Annotated in this window: 13 protein-coding genes; 9 read left to right on the top strand and 4 right to left on the bottom strand. The window is 70.7% G+C overall.

Going from position 1 to position 17,537, the window contains the following annotated elements; genetic code table 11:
• Positions 1 to 33: 33 nt before the first annotated feature.
• Positions 34 to 609, bottom strand: coding sequence for a TetR/AcrR family transcriptional regulator (locus ACYVK5_RS07420; RefSeq protein WP_460703390.1), 576 nt, complete (start codon positions 607 to 609; stop codon positions 34 to 36).
• An 89-nt stretch (positions 610 to 698) separates the two neighbouring features.
• Between ACYVK5_RS07420 and ACYVK5_RS07415 the strand changes: the two genes are divergently transcribed.
• Together ACYVK5_RS07415 and ACYVK5_RS07410 are read left to right on the top strand one after the other, a co-directional pair.
• The gene (locus ACYVK5_RS07415) at positions 699 to 3,305 is read left to right on the top strand and encodes an MMPL family transporter (protein ID WP_460703389.1); all 2,607 of its coding nucleotides are present in this window, start codon (positions 699 to 701) and stop codon (positions 3,303 to 3,305) included.
• A 150-nt stretch (positions 3,306 to 3,455) separates the two neighbouring features.
• A complete protein-coding gene (locus ACYVK5_RS07410; protein ID WP_460703387.1) occupies positions 3,456 to 4,289 on the top strand; it encodes an SDR family NAD(P)-dependent oxidoreductase in 834 nt (277 codons plus the stop codon).
• A gap of 34 nt (positions 4,290 to 4,323) precedes the next feature.
• On the opposite strand, the gene ACYVK5_RS07405 is transcribed toward ACYVK5_RS07410, so the two are convergent.
• Positions 4,324 to 4,920 carry a TetR/AcrR family transcriptional regulator gene (locus ACYVK5_RS07405; protein WP_460703385.1) on the bottom strand — a complete coding sequence of 199 codons (597 nt, stop codon included), beginning with the start codon at positions 4,918 to 4,920 and terminating at the stop codon, positions 4,324 to 4,326.
• A 112-nt stretch (positions 4,921 to 5,032) separates the two neighbouring features.
• Here ACYVK5_RS07405 and ACYVK5_RS07400 point away from each other — a divergent pair, with 112 nt between their 5' ends.
• The 4 genes from ACYVK5_RS07400 (at position 5,033) to ACYVK5_RS07385 (ending at position 8,368) form a co-directional block, all read left to right on the top strand.
• Positions 5,033 to 6,766 (top strand): FAD-dependent monooxygenase, encoded by a 1,734-nt coding sequence (locus ACYVK5_RS07400; protein ID WP_460703383.1) that lies wholly within the window; start codon positions 5,033 to 5,035, stop codon positions 6,764 to 6,766.
• Positions 6,763 to 7,527: an MBL fold metallo-hydrolase gene (locus ACYVK5_RS07395; protein ID WP_460703381.1), complete on the top strand. Its 765-nt coding sequence runs from the start codon at positions 6,763 to 6,765 to the stop codon at positions 7,525 to 7,527. Before ACYVK5_RS07400 ends, ACYVK5_RS07395 begins: the two co-directional genes overlap by 4 nt.
• A complete protein-coding gene (locus tag ACYVK5_RS07390; RefSeq protein ID WP_460703379.1) occupies positions 7,503 to 7,727 on the top strand; it encodes a hypothetical protein in 225 nt (74 codons plus the stop codon). Before ACYVK5_RS07395 ends, ACYVK5_RS07390 begins: the two co-directional genes overlap by 25 nt.
• Before the next feature lie 68 nt (positions 7,728 to 7,795).
• Positions 7,796 to 8,368 (top strand): hypothetical protein, encoded by a 573-nt coding sequence (locus ACYVK5_RS07385; RefSeq protein ID WP_460703377.1) that lies wholly within the window; start codon positions 7,796 to 7,798, stop codon positions 8,366 to 8,368.
• Between the two features lie 121 nt (positions 8,369 to 8,489).
• Here ACYVK5_RS07385 and ACYVK5_RS07380 read toward each other — a convergent pair whose 3' ends face one another.
• Positions 8,490 to 9,422: an LLM class flavin-dependent oxidoreductase gene (locus ACYVK5_RS07380; protein WP_460703375.1), complete on the bottom strand. Its 933-nt coding sequence runs from the start codon at positions 9,420 to 9,422 to the stop codon at positions 8,490 to 8,492.
• Between the two features lie 311 nt (positions 9,423 to 9,733).
• On the opposite strand from ACYVK5_RS07380, the gene ACYVK5_RS07375 reads away from it, so the two are divergent.
• The 3 genes from ACYVK5_RS07375 (at position 9,734) to ACYVK5_RS07365 (ending at position 16,686) form a co-directional block, all read left to right on the top strand.
• On the top strand, positions 9,734 to 12,679 hold the full coding sequence (locus ACYVK5_RS07375) for a glycosyl hydrolase family 95 catalytic domain-containing protein (protein ID WP_460703373.1): 2,946 nt from the start codon (positions 9,734 to 9,736) through the stop codon (positions 12,677 to 12,679).
• A gap of 180 nt (positions 12,680 to 12,859) precedes the next feature.
• Positions 12,860 to 15,208 carry an alpha-L-fucosidase gene (locus ACYVK5_RS07370; RefSeq protein ID WP_460703371.1) on the top strand — a complete coding sequence of 783 codons (2,349 nt, stop codon included), beginning with the start codon at positions 12,860 to 12,862 and terminating at the stop codon, positions 15,206 to 15,208.
• 41 nt (positions 15,209 to 15,249) lie between these two features.
• On the top strand, positions 15,250 to 16,686 hold the full coding sequence (locus tag ACYVK5_RS07365; RefSeq protein ID WP_460703369.1) for an RICIN domain-containing protein: 1,437 nt from the start codon (positions 15,250 to 15,252) through the stop codon (positions 16,684 to 16,686).
• A 100-nt stretch (positions 16,687 to 16,786) separates the two neighbouring features.
• Here the strand turns inward: ACYVK5_RS07365 and ACYVK5_RS07360 are convergent, their stop codons facing one another.
• Positions 16,787 to 17,476 (bottom strand): Type 1 glutamine amidotransferase-like domain-containing protein, encoded by a 690-nt coding sequence (locus tag ACYVK5_RS07360; RefSeq protein WP_460703367.1) that lies wholly within the window; start codon positions 17,474 to 17,476, stop codon positions 16,787 to 16,789.
• Positions 17,477 to 17,537 lie beyond the last annotated feature (61 nt).

The following is a 17,537-nucleotide window of genomic DNA, read 5'->3' as shown; positions in this document are numbered from 1 at the left end:
GCCGGGGAGGCGATTCCCGCGACTCGGCCGATGTCAGTGCAGGAGAAGGTCGACGAGTGTCCGGGCGGCGCCGGGGCGGGAGGGCGCACGCCGCAGCACCTGGATGACGATCGCCCCCAGGAGCGCGTCGACGATCTCCTGGACGGGGGTGTCCTGCGCCAGGTCGCCCGCGACCACGGCTTCGCGGGTGCGCGCCATGAAATCGCCTGCGCCGAGTGAGTCGTTGAGGAGGGGGGCGATGTCCGGGTTCTCGGCCGACGCCGTGATGAGCGAGCCGACGAGCGAGGTGTTTCCCGGCTCGTCGATGAAGCGCAGGATGTTCTCGAGCCAGGTGGTGACGTCTGCCCGGAAGTCGCCGGTGTCGGGGAATCCGAAATGGTCGGGTAGCAGATTGCCCTCGATGAGGGCCTCGGCGACGAGGGAGCTCTTCGACGGCCACCAGCGGTAGATGGTCTGCTTCGCGACGCCGGCCTCGGCGGCGACGCCCTCGATGGTCATGTGGTCGTAGCCGCGGCCGGCGAACTGGGTCGCGGTCGCGCGGATGATGGCGAGTCTGGCGGCCTCGCTGCGCGCTGCGCCTCGTCGTCGGGGCGCTGCCGCTTCTGTCATGGCTCCGATCCTAGCGGTCGATTAGCGAGACGCAACGTAGCGTAGTATTGAAGCGATCGTTCGCGGGACCCAGAACTGAGGAGAGACCGATGGCGGAACTGCTGTACCGATTGGGCAAGGGCGCGGCACGCCGCGCGTGGGCGGTGATCTGCGTGTGGGTGCTGGTGCTCGGGGGAGCGGCCGGCGCCTTCGTCGCCTGGTCGGGTGAGCTCGCGACGAGCTTCGACGTACCGGGCCTGCCGTCCTCCGAGGTGGTCGAGGAGCTCGAGACGGCATTGCCGGACCTGGCGGGTGCCTCGGGCACCGTGGTCTTCCGGACCACGGACGGCTCGGCGTTCACGGATGCTCAGAAGGAACGGATCAGCGACCTGGTCGATTCCGCGGGTGACCTGCCGGATGTCGCGGAGGTCGTCGACCCGTTCGAGGCCGAGTCGGACCGCGCGACGCGGTTGTCCGAAGTCGAGGACGGCGAGGCGCAGATCTCCGACGGGCGCGAGCAGCTCGAGGACGGCCAGGAAAAGCTGGACGAGGGCAGCGCGCAGCTCGAGGACGGGCAGAAGCAGCTGGATGATGCCCAGGCCCAGCTCGACGAGGCGCGCGACCAGGCCGAGGCTGCCGGATTCCCGACCACCGAGATCGATGTCCAGCAGGAGCAGCTGGACGCCCAGCAGGAGCAGATCGACGCGCAGCGTGAGGAGCTGCGGCAGGGGCAGGAGGACCTCGACGCGAATGCCGTCGAGCTGGAGGAGAACGCGGCGCGGCTCGAGGTGGGTGCCGCGCTGCTCGACCTGTCGCAGGACGTCCGCGTGGTGTCGGAGGACGGTTCTGCCGCGCAGGTGAACATCGCCTTCACCGAGCCGCGCCTGGAGCTGTCGGAGGAGTCGAAGCAAGCGGTGGTGGAGCACTTCACCGCCACGCCGATCGACGGGGTCGAGGCCGCGGTCTCCTCCGACATCTCCCAGGCCGTGCCCAGCCCGGTGGGCCCCGGCGAGGTGGCCGGGCTGATCGTCGCGGCCATCGTGCTCCTGGTGATGCTCGGCACCGTGGTGGGCGCGGGCATCCCGATCGTGACGGCGCTGACCGGCGTGGGAATCGGTGCGCTCGGCGCGCTGTCGTTCTCCGGGGTCGTGGAGATGGCCTCGGTCACCCCGGTCCTCGGCCTCATGCTCGGGCTCGCGGTCGGCATCGACTACGCCCTGTTCATCCTCAACCGGCATCGCAAGCAGCTGGCACACGGCATGGACGTGCACGAGTCGATCGGACTGGCCAACGGCACCTCCGGCACCGCGGTGGTCTTCGCGGGCAGCACCGTCGTCGTCGCCCTGCTCGCGCTCAACATCACCGGCATCCCGTTCCTCGGCCTGATGGGTACCGTCGGTGCCGTCTGCGTCGCGATCGCGGTGCTCATCGCGATCACGCTCGCGCCCGCGCTGCTCGCTCTCGCCGGCGGGCACGTCGTCGGACGTCGCGCCAGGAAGGCCGCCGCGAGCCAGGAAGCCGCCGTCGCGCAGGTCAACGAGATGTCCACCACCCGGGCCGTGCTGACGTCGGTCATCGCGGTGGTCGCGCTCCTGGCCCTGGCCGTGCCGGTGCTGTCGATGCGCGTCGGCCTGCCCGACGGTTCGTCCGAGCCTCATGGATCGCAGGCCGAGAGGGCCTACACGATCACCGCCGAGGAGTTCGGCGCCGGTGCGAACGGCCGCCTCATCCTCACCGCCGACCTGCCGGGCGGCCTCGACGACGCCGAGGTGACCGAAGCGCAGCTCGCTATCGCCCAGGCGCTCTCCGACGTCCCGGGCGTCGCCGCGGTCGCGCCCGTCGCGACCTCGGAGGACGACACCCTGGCGGCCTTCCAGGTCGTTCCCGAGGATGGTCCGAACAGTGAGTCGACCGAGCAACTCGTGCGCGACCTGCGCGGGCTGCCGCCGCTCGATCTGCCCGGCTCCGACGGCGAGGCCACGCTGGGTGTCGCCGGCCAGGCCGCGATCAACATCGACATCTCCGAGAGCCTGAACGACGTGCTCCCGCTGTACCTGCTCGTCGTGGTGGGCCTGTCGCTGCTGATCCTGATCCTGGTGTTCCGCTCGATCCTGGTGCCGCTCATCGCCACGGGAGGGTTCGTCCTGTCGCTGTTCGCGACGTACGGCGCGATCACGGCGGTGTTCCAGGACGGGTTCGGTGCCGGGCTCATCGGCCTGGACAGCACGGGTCCGATCCTGTCTTTCCTGCCGATCATCCTCGTCGGCATCCTGTTCGGCCTGGCCATGGACTACCAGCTGTTCCTCGCCACCGGAATGCGCGAGGCCTATGTGCACGGCGCGCCCGCCCGGCTCGCGGTGGCCCGCGGATTCCGGGCCGGCCGCTCGGTCGTCATCGCCGCGGGCCTGATCATGATCGCCGTCTTCGGTGGGTTCGTCTTCGCCGAGTCGGTCATGATCCGCTCGGTCGGCTTCGGTCTCGCCTTCGGCGTCCTTGTCGACGCGTTCGTCGTGCGCATGCTGCTCATGCCGGCCCTGATGCACCTGCTCGGCAGGAGCGCGTGGTGGCTGCCGCGCTGGCTGGATCGCCTCCTGCCGAACGTCGACGTCGAGGGCACCGCCCTCGAACGGCAGCACACTCCGAACCCGGTGCCGGAGTCGGAGCACCGCCCCGAGCTCGAGCCCGAGCGTGTCCCGGAGCCGACCGGCAGCGTGTGATCCGTTGCGGCGATGCGCTCGACAGACTGCCGAGCGCATCGCCTCCGTCAGCGGCGCACGGCATGCTCACAGACCCTTCCATTGGCAGGATGCTGCAGGTAGGGCATGCCGTGCCGAGCAACGCACCACGCATCTACTGGAAGAAGACACATGAACCAGACAGCGATCATCACCGGCGGCGCCGGCGGCATGGGGCTGGCGACGGCGAGGATCCTCGGTCGTGACCATCGCGTCGTCATCGCGGACGTCGACCAGAAGCGCCTCGATGACGCGGTCGAGCAGCTGAGCGGGGATGTCGCCGCTGTCCGCTGCGACATCACCAGCCGGGAGTCGGTCGGGAACCTGTTCCGCGATGCCGGCTCCGACGGCACCCTGCGGGCAGTCGTGCACACTGCCGGCGTCAGCCCGCAGATGGGCGACGCCGAGAAGATGATCGCGATCAACGCCCTGGGAACCATTCATGTCACCGAGGCCGCCCTGGCGCGCGCGAGTGAGGGCTTCGCCCTGGTCAACGTAGCCTCCTCCGCCGCCCACATGGCACCCCGGGCCCTGGTGTCCCACCGCGCCTACCGGCTGGCGTTCACCGATCGCGCGCGCCTGGTGTCCCGGCTGACCGCCCGTGCCAACCTGCTACCACGCCACCTGCGTTCCGGGCTGGCCTACTCCCTGAGCAAGAACTTCGTCATGTGGTACTCCCAGGAGATGGCCGCCCGGTTCGGTGCCCGGGGCGCACGGATCCTGTCCGTCTCCCCGGGCAGCTTCGACACCGGCATGGGCAGGCTGGAGGAGAAGAGCGGATCGCACAGGCTCGTCGAGTACTCCGCCCTGCGCCGCTACGGGCGGCCCGAGGAGATCGCCGAGGTCCTCGCCTTCTGTGTCAGCGACCGGCCCGGCTACCTCACCGGCGTCGACATCCTCTGCGACGGCGGGACCAAGGCCGGACTCGACCTCAAGGGAACCCTGGCCCTCGCGAGAGGCAACTGACCCCACATCGGGACCCAGCGGCAGCCGCGCCACGTCAGGTCGCGAGCAGGCCGGCGACGAGGTGGCCGGTGCCGTTGCCGTAGGCGTCGGCGGACAGGTCCGGGTTCCAGGCTCGCTGCAGGATGAAGCCCTGGATCAGGGCGAGGAGGGCGAGCGCCGTCGCGTCGGGATCGGCGCGGGTGGAGACGTCGCCGTCGCGCTGTCCGATGAGGATGCGTTCGCGCAGTACCGAGACGACCGTGGCGACGCCGTCCTGCAGGGCGCCGGCCAGGGCGGGGTTGCGCAGTGCCTCGCCCCAGGCCTGGACGGCCAGCCGCATGCGGTCGTCGGCGTGGTCGAGTTCCGCGATCGCGCGCGGCAGGTCGGCGACGAGTTCGTCGAGCGGGCGGCGGGTGTGCAGGGCGTCCTGGACCACTGCCTGGACCGCGCCGACGGCCTCCAGCGAGATGGCGACGATGATGTCGTCCTTGCTGCGGAAGTACCGGTACACGCCTCCGGGGGAGAGGCCGGCCTCGTCGATGACGTCCTGGATCGAGGCGTGGTGGAAGCCGTCGCGGACGAAACGCCTGGCCGCCGCGGCCAGGATGTGCCGGCGGCGGGCGTCGAGGTACTCCTGGCTGACCCTGGGCATGCGGTCAGTCTATAGAGAGCGAGCGCTCGCTCTTGACGTCTGCCGCGCCGGGCAAGTAAAAAGAGCGAGCGCTCGCTTTTAATTCTCGTCGAGGAAGAAGGAGGCGGTAGCCATGCCGCGCACCCAGGTACTGATCGTCGGGGCGGGACCGACCGGGCTCGCCCTGGCCGTCCAGCTGCGGCGCCACGGAATCGCGTGCCGCGTCATCGACAAGCACGCCGGGGTGCTGGAGCTCACCAAGTCGGCGGCCCTGCACGCCCGGACGCTGGAACACTTCCGCGACCTCGGCGTCGCCGACCGGATCCTGGCGGAGGGGCAGCGGGTCGACGTCCTCGCGCTGCGCACCGGCTACCGGGACCGGATCGCCGTGGACTTCCGGGCACTGGCCGACACCGCCTACCCGTACATGATCGACATCCCGCAGGCCCGCACCGAGCACATCCTCATCGACCGGCTTGCCGACGCGGGCGTGCGGGTCGAGCGCGAAGCCGCCTGCACCGCCGTCGAGCAGACCGCCGACGGCGTACGGGCCTCGGTCGCCACGACCGACGGCACGGAGACGATCTCCGCGGACTGGCTGGTCGGCTGCGACGGCGCCCGGAGCACCGTGCGGGCGCTGATCGGGAAGGACTTCGCCGGCGCCGCCTACGCCGACGACTGGGTGCTGTGCGACGCGGTCGTCGACTGGCCGCTGCCCCGCAACGAGATGACGTTCAGCGGCGACGGGGAAGGCATCTACGGCGTGTTCCCGCTGCCCGGCGAGCGGCGCTACCGCCTGGCCTACACGCAGCGCCGCGACAGCGACGGCACCCCGATCGAGCCCGACCTCGCCGATGCCCAGCAGGCCATGGCGCGCACCGGCATCCAGGGCAGGATCCACACGGTCGACGAGTTCTGGACGTTCAACCTCGCCCACCGGCAGGCCGACGGCTACCGCCGGGGCAGGGTGTTCCTGGCGGGCGACGCCGGCCACGTCCACACCCCCTTCGGCGGCCAGGGCCTGAACCTCGGCGTCGGCGACGCGATCAACCTTGGCTGGAAGCTGGCCGCGGTGATCGACGGGACCGCGCCGCAGAGCCTGCTGGACAGCTACGAGACCGAACGGCACCACGTGGCCGAACAGGTCGTCGCCTTCACCCACCTCGGCGCCCAGGCCATGCTCCTGCGCGGCGATCCCCGCCGGCACCTGCGCGACGCCGTCATGACGGCGCTCCAGGCCGCCCCGCCCGTGCGCCGCACCATGGCGCGCCGGCTGTCGCAGCTGGCCCACAGCTACCGGGCGACGTCCGCGGTCCGCGGGCCTGTGCGATCTCCCCGCGCGGGGGACCGGCTGCCCGACCCGATGCTGTACGACGGTGTCGCCAACCGTCCCGTCCGCCTGCACGACTGGCTCCCGAGCGACCGGTACACCTTGCTGCTCACCGGAGATCGCCGCACGGGGCGGCTGTCGCAGCAGGCGCGCGACCTGGCCGCCGCGATCGGGGACCGCTGGCCCGGCGTGGTCGCCGAGCGAATGCTGACCACGGCCTGGGACACCGCGAACTCCGCCGTCCGGGCGGGGCTGCCGGTGCTGCTCGACCGCGGCCGCACCGCCGCGACCCTGTACGGACGGGGGCCTACCGCCTACCTGATCCGGCCCGACCGCCACATCGGCGACGCCGGCCCGCCCGACGTCGCCCGCATCCGGGAGCACCTTGCGATGTACCTCACCCCTCCCGCGGCTGCTCGCAGGGTCGCGGGCCGCGGGGGTGCGGGGACCGACGACGCCCGGATGGGCGCGGCCCGTACCCGTGACGTGCCCACCGGTGACGCGCCCACCGGTGACGCGCGGGGAGCCCGGTCATGAGCGGGCGCCGGCCGGCGCGGAGACCGGAGCACGTGGTCGCCGTCGACCTGGTCCAGTCCACCGCGTACGCCGTCCGCGGCGAGCGGACCGTGCTGGTGGACGCCGGACCGGCCGGAGGCGAACGGCTGCTGCTGCGCCGCCTCGCGCGGGCCGGGGTCGAGCCCGGGGAGATCTCGATGATCGTCCTCACCCACTGCCATCCCGACCACGCAGGCGGCGCCGCCGCGCTGCGCCGCCTGCTGGGCGTCCCGGTCGCCGTGCACGACGCCGAGGCCGGCTGGGCCAGGGACGGGCGCAGCGAGTTCTTCGAGCCGCTGCGCCCGTTCGGCCGGCTGCTGCGGCGCACCATGCGCCCGGCCTTCCCGGCGTTCACGCCCGATGTCGTCCTGGCGCACGGCGCCGACCTCGACGAACACGGGACTCCGCTGACCGTGCTGCACACCCCGGGCCACACCCCGGGCTCGATCAGCCTGCTGCACCGGCCCAGCCGTGACGTCCTGGTCGGCGACCTCCTGACCGGCGGGATGCTGCGGCGCGATCACCCGGGCCCGCCGTTCCTCGCCCAGGACACGGCCCAGCTCGACGCCAGCCTGCGGGCCGTCCTGGCGCAGGAGCCGGCCCGCCTGCTGCCCGGCCACGGCCGGACGGTCTCCGCGGGCTCGGTGCGGCGACGGCTTGGCCGCCCGCGCGGCATGAGGTTGCTTTCGCTATCCGGGGTTCAGGCGAAAGCAACCTCGTGCCGCGCCGGCTCGCGCGACTGACAGCACACCAGCTCCAGTACGACCGCTCCACGGCCGGCGAGTTCTGGCACTTCTACACCCCGCGCATCGGCCGCGTCTGCTTCGAGCTGGTCCAGCGGATCGGTGCGTATGACGTCTACGGGGGAGACAACACCCCGGTTCTCCTGGCCGCTCAGGACCGCCTGGACAGAGGTGCGGGCGGCTCGCCGCTCCGGCAGTAGTCGGATATTCCCGGATCCTGCACGGATGGCTCACCGAGCGTGGTGCGTGTTCTGCCGCGCTCGGCGCCATGGATCGCACCCGCCTGCTCGTGACGCTCGCTGCCCTCACCGTGGTCGGAGTCGCCGTCGGACTGATCGTGTGGCAACCCTGGGGCGTGCCGGTCTCCGTGCGTCTCGCGGCCTGGCGGCTGGAGAGCATCGACGGGGTCGTGTCCGCGGACGCGACGCAGCACCGCATGTACTCCGCCGTGCACGACGAGCGGTCGAGCTGGTCCGTGACGGAGGTCGTCCTCGAACCGGGAGCCTCCCCGGAACGGGCCGGTGAGATCGCCTGGGAGGTGGGCGCCGCGTTCCCCGCGCAACCGAGGTCCGACCTGCACCTCGTGGCCGACGACGAGAACGGGGTCCGACGTGTCTGGGTCGCGTGGGCGCGACCCACGCGGAGCGAGCACGTCGTCGACGCGTACACCCTCGTCGAGGCCGGTGCCGAGCACGTCTACGTCTACGTCACGGGCGGCGGGGACGCGGTCGGGTACACGGTGCAGGTCAGCGACTTGTCCGAGTGGGAGCGCTTTGACGAGCTCGCCCGGCAACTGGAACTCGGGCAGTTCGAGCTGACCGTGGCGCCGCCAGTCGGGTAGCGGGGGCACACGGTTCTGAACGTCATCGGCTCCCGGACTGACGGCTGGTGGCGGGACCGCACCGGTGCCATGCGGCGCTCGCCGCCCAGGTCATTCACCGGGCGACGTGAACAGCGCGCACTCACAGCACTCTGGCCAGTGCGGCGAGCGCCGCGAGCGGGTCGGGGCCCGCGGGGATGAAGACGCTGGAGGTCACGCCCGCGTGCGCGAGTTCGTCGATCCGCTTCCGGACCTGGTCAGGTGTGCCGGCCAGGGCCAGCCGGCCGACCCAGTCGTCCGGCATGCGCTCCGCGAACTCCTCCCGGGACGCGCACCGCTCCCGCAGTGCCGCGAACTCGCCGGCGAGATCGAGGGGCGCCACGTGCGGTGCCCAGTCCGGCTCGCCGATCCATGCCAGTCCGGGACGTGCGGCCCGGAGCGCGGCCCGCTCGTCGTCGTCCACCGCACCGATGTTGTAGGCGACCAGCCGATGCTCGCCGCGCGGGGCGATCGCGCCCAGCGCCGCCGCCGCGTACTCGGGCGAGACCGGCTCCGCGAGCACGGTCCCGTCGGCTACCTGGCCGGACGCGGCCAGCGACCGCGGGCCGCGCACGCCGAGCAGCAGCGGCGGTACGACGGCGGGCACCGCGGAGGGCTCGAGCCGCAGGCCGCCGGACTCCGTGCCGCCCAGCAGTGCCCGGAGCGTCGTGACGTACTCGGAGAGAAAGGTGAGCGGCCGATCGGGCCAGCACCCCGCCTGGCGCATCCAGCCGGGCATGCCGTGACCGATCCCGACGTCCGTCCGGCCGGGGTGGAGCTGCTCCAGCGTGGCGATCTCCATCGCGGCGAAGGCGGGGTTGCGTACCGCAGCGGGAAGGATCCCGATGCCGACACGGAGGCGCTCGGTCGCACCCAGCGCGGCTGCCGCCTGCACGAACCCACCGCGGAAGCCCAGGTCCTCCACGACCCAGAGCTCGTCGAAGCCGAGCCGCTCGGCTTCCCTCGCGTACGGCAGGACCAGCGGGGAGGGCAGGTCGCGCGGGAGGACGACACCGATCAACGGCTGACGAGTCATGGGGGAGTTCTATCAGACGCTCGGACACCCGAGACGGCCGTCCCGGCACCTAGTGTCCTGCGCCTGTCTCTGCGTGGCCCCACACGAGACATCGGAGCGCTATCTGTTATACATCAGATCTATTGTTGAGCGGTCTCCGGGAGTATGCCGCATCAGCAGCGAACATGTTGAGTTCTCAGGCGAGACTCCCCTCTCAAACATCGGGTGTTTCGTTGACAAAGCTCCGATCTTGCTGCTTAGATGCTTGCGAGCGCTACCCAGGGCAGAGCGACGCGGTGAGGACGACGAAGTCCACGACTCGGAGGCCGATGATGACTGACGAAAGGCGGCCCGGCTCGCCGGGCGCCGCGCATCCCACCCGCTCGAGACCACTGCCGCCACGCCGCCCCGGGCGGCGGGCGATCGCGACCGCACTGACACTCCTGCTCGGCGCGCCGCTGTCTGCCGCCGCGGCGGCACCCGTCGCGGCCGCAGCGGACGACCAGACGCGTCTCGAGGGCGAGCCCGACACGATCTGGTTCGACGAGCCCCTGTCGACCGCCGGCGACCATCAGCGCAACTGGCAGCAGCGCGCGTTGCCGATCGGCAACGGCGCCATGGGCGCGGTGGTCTACGGCGGGGTCACCGACGAGAGGCTCCAGCTCAACGAGAAGACGCTCTGGACGGGGGGACCCGGCGCGCAGGGCGGCTACGACCACGGCAACTGGACCGACGGCCGTGGCCCCCAGACGATCGAGGAGGCCCGGCGGCTCATCGCCGAGTCGTCGACCGGCGGGGTCTCACCGGGCACGATGGCGGACCTGCTGGGCAAGCCGAAGCTCAACTTCGGGTCGTACCAGACCTTCGGCGACCTCGACCTCACGATGACGGGTATCGGGGAGGCGAGCGACTACCGCCGGCAGCTCGACATCGGCGACTCGGTCGTGACCACGACGTTCACCGCCGACGGCGTCGGCTACACCCGCGAGTACTTCGCCTCCGCGGCCGACGACGTCATCGTCGTGCGCCTGACGACCGATGAGCCCGGCCGCATCGGGTTCGACGCGCGGCTCGACCTGCCGGGCGGGCGCACGGGCGTGACCCAGACTGCCGAGGGCGGGCGGCTCGCGACGGCGGGGCGACTCTCGAACAACGGGCTCCGTTTCGAGTCGCAGCTGCAGGTGCTCAACGAAGGCGGGTCGGTGACGAACGGCGACGGGACGGTCGGCGTCAGGGGCGCGGACGCGGTGACGCTCGTGTTCAGCGCCGCGACCGACTTCGCGATGGACCACGCGGGCGACTACCGCACCGGCACCGGCCCCCACGACCAGGTCACGACGGCGGTGGACGCGGCATCCGCCCGCGGTTTCGCGCAGCTCCGCGAGCGCCACCAGGACGACTACCGGAGTCTCTTCGACCGCGCGGAGCTCGACCTCGGCGCCCGGCTTCCCGACATCCCGACCGACGAACTGCTGTCCGCGTACCGGTCGACGATCGATGCCGAGAGCGCCCGCGCGCTCGAGGCGCTGTACTTCCAGTTCGGCCGCTACCTCCTCATCTCGTCCTCGCGCGGCGGCTCGCTCCCGGCGAACCTGCAGGGCGTCTGGAACCGCGTGAACAACCCGCCGTGGAACGCCGACTACCACGTGAACATCAACCTGCAGATGAACTACTGGCCGGCCGAGACGACCAATCTCGGCGAGACCACGGAGCCGTTCTTCGACTTCGTCGACTCGATGGTCGAGCCGGGTGCGGTGACGGCGAGTCAGATGTACGGGACGCGCGGCTGGGTCGTGGGGAACGAGACGAACCCGTACGGGTTCACGGGATTCCACCAGTACCCGCAGTCGTTCTGGCAGCCGGACGCGGCAGCGTGGCTGGCGCAGCACTACTGGCAGCACTACCTGTTCACGCGGGACGAGAAGTTCCTGCGGGAGCGGGCCTACCCGATGCTCAAGGCGGTGTCGGAATTCTGGATCGACTTCCTCGTGGAGGACGCCGACGGCACGTATGTGGTCACGCCGAGTTACTCGCCCGAGCAGGGCGACTTCACGGTCGGGGCGTCGATCTCGCAGCAGATCGTCACCGAGGTCCTGACCTCGACCGCAGACGCCGCCGAACTGGTCGGCGAGCCAGACGCCGCCTACCTCGCCGACCTCGACCAGAAGCTGCAGGGCATCTATCCGGGCCTCGCCGTCGGGTCGTGGGGGCAGCTCAAGGAGTGGAAGGTCGAGCAGGCGCTCGACAACCCGTCGAACCGGCACCGGCACGTGTCGCACCTCTACGCGCTCTTCCCGGGGGCGGCCGTCTCGCCCGCCGAGACGCCGGAGTTCGCCGAGGCCGCGCGCACCACGCTGGAGGGTCGCGGCGACGGCGGCACCGGGTGGTCGAAGGCCTGGAAGATCAACTTCTGGGCGCGCCTGCTCGACGGCGATCGCGCGCACAAGCTGCTCTCCGAGCAGCTCAAGGGCTCGACGCTGGACAACCTGTGGGACGACCACCCGCCGTTCCAGATCGACGGCAACTTCGGCGCGACGTCGGGCGTCGCGGAGATGCTGCTGCAGAGCCAGGCCGGACGGATCGACGTGCTGCCCGCGCTGCCCACGGCATGGCAGGACGGCTCGTACTCGGGGCTGAAGGCCCGCGGCGACGTCGAGGTCGACGCGACGTGGGAGCGCGGATCGGTCCGCGAGATCGGCATCCGGCCCGCGAACGACGGCGAGCTGCGGATCGGAGGCGAGATCTTCCGGCCGGGCATGTTCACGCTCACCGACGACGAGGGCAACGCCGTCGAGGCGACGGTCGAGGACGGCCTCGTCGTCTTCCAGGGGCAGGCAGGGCAGCGGTACGTGGCGCACGCCACCGGCGGGCTCACCCAGATCGTGAACGAGGGCTCCGCCAGGTGCGTCGACGTCGTCAACGGGTCCACGGATCCCGGTGCCGAGGTCATCCAGTACACCTGCCACGGCGGCGCGAACCAGCAATGGCAGCTGAACGACCTCGGCAACGGGTACCACCAGGTCGTGAACCAGGGCTCGGGGCTCTGCCTCGACGTCGACGGCGCGTCGACCGAGAACGGTGCCCGGGTGATCCAGTGGACCTGCCACGGTGGCACGAACCAGCAGTGGGAGCTGCGCGACGTCGGGGACGGGGTGGTCGAGATCGTTGCCCGGCACTCGGGCAAGTGTCTCGACGTGCGTGACCAGTCGACCGAGAACGGCGCCCGGCTGAACCAGTACTCGTGCTGGGGCGGTGCCAACCAGCGCTGGACCCTCTGAGGGCGTCGTCGTTCGCGGGCGATGCGGTCGTCTCCACGAATCGCCGAGCGGCGGGGACGACCGCATCGCGCCGCGATGCGGGTACCGGAACCGCGGGCCACCCGACGGCCGGCAAGACCGCTCTACGAAGAAAGTCAGATGCTCCATCAGCGATTCAGCCACCCCCGAAAGGAGACAAGGATGTCTCGTGGAATCACCCGTAGGACCATGTTCATCGGTGTGGGTGCGGCGGCGGCTGCCGTCGCGGTCGATCAGAGCCTGAGCTCCTTCGCCTTGCCCGCGTACGCCGCGGTGACCCCGCTGCCGCTGCCACCGCTTCGTATCCCGAGGACGGACCAGGGAATCGAGCAGCAGCCCGACGAGAAGATCCAGTGGCTGCACGACGCCAAGCTGGGCATGTTCGTCCACTGGGGCGTGTACTCCGGCCCCGCCAGAGGCGAGTGGTACATGCACAACGCCGCGATCCCGCCGGAGGAGTACCGGGGGTTCGTGACCGAGGATACGAGCGAGCAGTTCACGGCGGCCGCCTACGACGCGGCCGGCTGGGCTCAGCTGGCCCGCGACCTCGGAGCCCGCTACACGGTGCTGACGGCCCGCCATCACGACGGCTTCGCGCTGTGGCCGAGCACCGCTCACCCGAACACCTGGCATTCGGGGCAGGCGCCGCTCCAACGCGACTTCGTCGCCGACTACGTGGCTGCGGTGCGGGAGGCCGGCCTGCGGGTGGGCCTGTACTACTCGCCGATGAGCTGGCGCTATCCCGGCTACTACGACTGGAACGGTACCGGCGCCGTCGCCAATCCCTGGGGGTACCAGACCGATCCCGCGCACAAGGAGAACGCGCGGATCATGAAGAACGAGGTCTACCAGCAGGTCCGGGAGCTGGTGACCCAGTACGGCGAGATCGACGACCTGTGGTGGGACGGCGGCTGGCTGGGCCAGCAGGGCTCGGACGCCGACGCCGCGTTCTTCTGGGAGCCGGGCATGTTCCGCGACCCGGCCAACGAGTGGCCTGTTGATGCCGAGTTCAGCGAGACCGACGACGCGACCGGCCGCCCGCTGGGACTGACCGGCCTGGTCCGCAAGTATCAGCCCGACGTGGTCACCACCCTGCGCTCTGGCTGGATCGGCGACTACGCCAGCGAGGAGGGCGGCTCGGTCCCCACCGGCGAGATCCGCACCGGTCGCCTGGCGGAGAAGGTCTTCACCATCTGCGGCAGCTGGGGTTACAACTCCGGCGCGAGCGTGATGAGCTTCGCGAGGGCCATGGACATCCTGGTCAATGCCTGGGTCCGCGACGTCACCTGCATGCTCAACGTCGGACCCGACGGCACCGGGGCCGTCCCGGCGAACCAGGTCGCCCTCGTCCGCCGGATCGGCGACTTCATGGGCACCTACGGGGAGGCGATCTACGGCACCCGCGGCGGCCCGTGGAACCCGGTGGACGGCCGGTACGGCTTCACCTACAACGACAGCACGTTCTACGTCCACCTGCTTCCCGGCTACTCCGGCACCGCCTTCACCACCCCCTCGACCGGCGACGCCCAGGTGGCCCGCGTCCTCGACGTCGCGACCGGCACCGACCTGCCCTACACCGTGGATGCGGACCGCCGGGTGACCGTCACCGGCATCGACCGCACCCGGATGCCCGAGGACACCGTCGTCGCGGTCGTGCTGGACCGGCCGGTGCTGCCGGCCGACATCGCCGCGGGCGCCACGGCGACCGCCAGTGGCGAGGAGACCTTCCAGGGCAACACGGCGGCGAACGCCGTCGACGGGTCCACCGCGACCCGCTGGGCCGCGGACAACGGCGACGTGGGCCACTGGCTCAAGGTCGACCTGGGGCAGGCGAGGTCTCTCACCGGCGCTCGCCTCGCCTGGCACAAGGACGCCGTGAACTACCAGTACCTGATCGAGGGATCGACCGACGACGCCGGCTGGACCGTGCTTGCCGACCGGACGTCCACCGCCGTCGTCAACCAGGTCCAGGCGGCCGTGTTCACCGCCGAGGCGAGATACGTACGGGTCACCGTCACCGGCCTGCCGTCCGGCACCTGGGCATCCCTGCGCAAGTTCGAGCTCTACGACCGGCCGTTCGCCGCCGACCTGGGCGCCTTCCGGCTGGTGAACCGCAACAGCGGCAAGGTGATGGACGTCAGCGACGCCTCGGGCGCCGACGGCGCGCCCATCATCCAGTGGCCGTGGCACGGCGGCACCAACCAGCAGTGGCGGCTGGCGCCGAACACCGACGGCTCCTACCGGCTGATCAACGTCCGCAGCGGCAAGCTCCTGGAGAGCCCCGGTGGCTCCGACCAGGGTGCGCAGCTCGACCAGTGGGCCGACACCGACAGCGACAACCAGTGGTGGCGCCTCGTGCCCGCCGATACCAGCGGCTACTACCGCCTGGAGAACGTCCGCAACGGCTGGGTCGCCGACGTCAACGCAGCCTCCACCACCGACGGCGCCAACGTCATCCAGTGGCCCGCCAACGGCGGGGCCAACCAGGAATGGCAGCTCGTCGGCCTGTGACGCCCGGACCCGGCGAAGAATCGCCAGCAAGGAGGACCCTCATGTTCCGCAGACCCCGAATGTACCTCGCAGCCGTCACGAGCGCGCTCGCGCTGCTGTTCACGGCCGCACCGGTCCACGCCGCACCGGTCACCGTCACCAACGCGACACAGTTCACCGACACCGACGACAATGTCGTGCACGCCCACGGTGGTGGCGTGATCAAGGCCGGCGACTTCTACTACTGGTTCGGGGAGAACCGCCACGCGGACAACACCTTCGAAGCCGTCTCCGTCTACCGCTCGACCGACCTGAAGACCTGGGAGTTTCGCAACCACGTCCTGACCGAGGCCAGCGACCCGGAGCTGCAGGACGCCAAGATCGAGCGCCCCAAGGTCATCTTCAACGGCGACACCGGCCAGTTCGTCATGTGGATGCACAAGGAGAACGGCAGCGACTACTCTCAGGCCCGCGCCGCCGTCGCGGTATCCGACACGGTCGATGGCGACTACACCTGGCAGGGCAGCTTCCGCCCGCCGAGCGGCACCACCTCCCGGGACCAGACCGTCTTCGTCGACGACGACGGCACGGCTTACCAGATCGCGTCCACCGACGGCAACGCCGACCTGAGCATCTACCGGCTCACGGCCGACTACACCGACTACGACGCCCTGGTCGCCAACCCGTGGGACGGCCAGTTCCGGGAGGCACCTGCCCTGTTCAAACGCGACGGGGTCTACTTCATGCTCACCTCGGGCAACAGCGGCTGGTCACCGAACCAGCAGCGGTACGCCACGGCCACGAACATCGCCGGCCCGTGGACCGAGATGAAGGACGCCGGTAACGACACCGGATACGGGTCCCAGACCGCGTACGTGCTACCGGTCCAGGGCGCGTCGGGTACGTCATATCTCTACATGGGCGACCGCTGGGGCAACTCCATGGGCGGCACTGTCGACGACTCGCAGTACGTCTGGTCGCCGCTGACCTTCCCGACCAGGACCACGATGAACCTGCCGTGGTACCCCGAGCTCTCCATCGACACCGAGGCCGGTACGGTCGCCGGTACGGGCGGTGGCCCCTACTACAACCTGGTGGCCCGTCACAGCGACAAGTGCGTGGATGTCGCGAGCAACTCCGCCGAGGACGGCGCGACCGTCCTGCAATGGGGATGCGGCGCCGGACTGAACCAGCAGTGGCGACTCGAGGACGCGGGCGGCGGCTACTTCCGGATCCTCGCCCAGCACAGCGGCAAGTGCCTGGACGTGTCCGGAGAGTCGACGGCCGACGGCGCCGAGGTCATCCAGTGGACCTGCGGCACCGGGGCCAACCAGCAGTGGCGCTTCGAGGACCAGGGAGACGGCTCGTACCGGATCGTCGCCCGCCACAGCAGCAGATGTCTGGATGTGGCCGCGGTCTCCACAGCCGACGGCGCCCGTCTCCAGCAGTGGAGCTGCCACGCCGGTGACAACCAGCGGTTCGAGCGGCCCACCGCCTGACCGCCGGACAAACGCACCGGTGGGACCCGGCCCGGCGGCCGGGCCCCTCGGCGTGAGGCACGTGGACTGCCGGGAGAGCCATCGCGCAGCATCTTCCTGCTCACGTCAGGTGCCGCCAGGTCCCCTCGGACACGACCTCCACCGAGCCGTCGACCACGATCGCGGTCTCGTCGTCGATCGCGTACGCGGGACCGCCGAGGCCGGCGGCCCACCGTTCGGCAGCGGGCGACGCGTTCGACGGCATGTCGGGGTGGTCGAGGTGGGGGAAGATCGAGAAGTCGACGACGCCGAGCGTGGCGTCGTCGGCTCCGTCCCCGTCTCCGTCGTTGTCGCCGTCGGGTGGCGTCCAGCCGACGAAGTCCTGCCCGATGCGTGGCGTCATTACCATGCTCCCGCCGCTCATGCCGACGTAGACCGTCCGCTCCAGCGAGGGGAGGAGGTCTGTCAGTCCGGACAGCCGCATCCAGTGGGCGAGGTACAGGGCGTCTCCGCCCGCGACCAGCAGGACGTCGGTCGCCAGCAGCAGCGGAACCCAGCGGTCCTCGGGGATGCTCGGCAACGCCGTGAGCTCGAGGACGCCCACGGACTTCCAGCCGAGTCCGGTCAGGTGATCGGACCGGCCGGTGATGAAGTTCCAGGCGATGAGCCCCGGCCCGACGGCCGGGTGCCCGTACAACGCGGTGGGAACGCACAGGGCGGTGCAGTCGGCGACCGGCCGCCCGAGCAGGTCCTCCAGTGCGGACCGGATGCTCGGGTTCCTGACGCCTGCGGACGTGAGCAGGAGCTTCATGAGTGGGCCTCCCGGAATCGGCGGATACCCTGCAGACGGCGCGACGGCCGGAAACTCATCG

Source organism: Myceligenerans halotolerans (assembly GCF_054782975.1).
The sequence above is the reverse complement of the archived record's forward strand: the minus strand, read 5'-3'. Positions and strand labels throughout refer to the sequence as shown.

Bases quoted from the DNA above. Each gene is read 5' to 3' on its own strand.
- ACYVK5_RS07370 (WP_460703371.1), top strand. From the start codon at position 12,860: ATGTCTCGTGGAATCACCCGTAGGACCATGTTCATCGGTGTGGGTGCG.
- ACYVK5_RS07420 (WP_460703390.1), bottom strand. From the start codon at position 609: ATGACAGAAGCGGCAGCGCCCCGACGACGAGGCGCAGCGCGCAGCGAG.
- ACYVK5_RS07405 (WP_460703385.1), bottom strand. From the start codon at position 4,920: ATGCCCAGGGTCAGCCAGGAGTACCTCGACGCCCGCCGCCGGCACATC.
- ACYVK5_RS07360 (WP_460703367.1), bottom strand. From the start codon at position 17,476: ATGAAGCTCCTGCTCACGTCCGCAGGCGTCAGGAACCCGAGCATCCGG.
- ACYVK5_RS07385 (WP_460703377.1), top strand. From the start codon at position 7,796: ATGGATCGCACCCGCCTGCTCGTGACGCTCGCTGCCCTCACCGTGGTC.
- ACYVK5_RS07410 (WP_460703387.1), top strand. From the start codon at position 3,456: ATGAACCAGACAGCGATCATCACCGGCGGCGCCGGCGGCATGGGGCTG.
- ACYVK5_RS07400 (WP_460703383.1), top strand. From the start codon at position 5,033: ATGCCGCGCACCCAGGTACTGATCGTCGGGGCGGGACCGACCGGGCTC.
- ACYVK5_RS07375 (WP_460703373.1), top strand. From the start codon at position 9,734: ATGACTGACGAAAGGCGGCCCGGCTCGCCGGGCGCCGCGCATCCCACC.
- ACYVK5_RS07415 (WP_460703389.1), top strand. From the start codon at position 699: ATGGCGGAACTGCTGTACCGATTGGGCAAGGGCGCGGCACGCCGCGCG.
- ACYVK5_RS07380 (WP_460703375.1), bottom strand. From the start codon at position 9,422: ATGACTCGTCAGCCGTTGATCGGTGTCGTCCTCCCGCGCGACCTGCCC.
- ACYVK5_RS07365 (WP_460703369.1), top strand. From the start codon at position 15,250: ATGTTCCGCAGACCCCGAATGTACCTCGCAGCCGTCACGAGCGCGCTC.
- ACYVK5_RS07395 (WP_460703381.1), top strand. From the start codon at position 6,763: ATGAGCGGGCGCCGGCCGGCGCGGAGACCGGAGCACGTGGTCGCCGTC.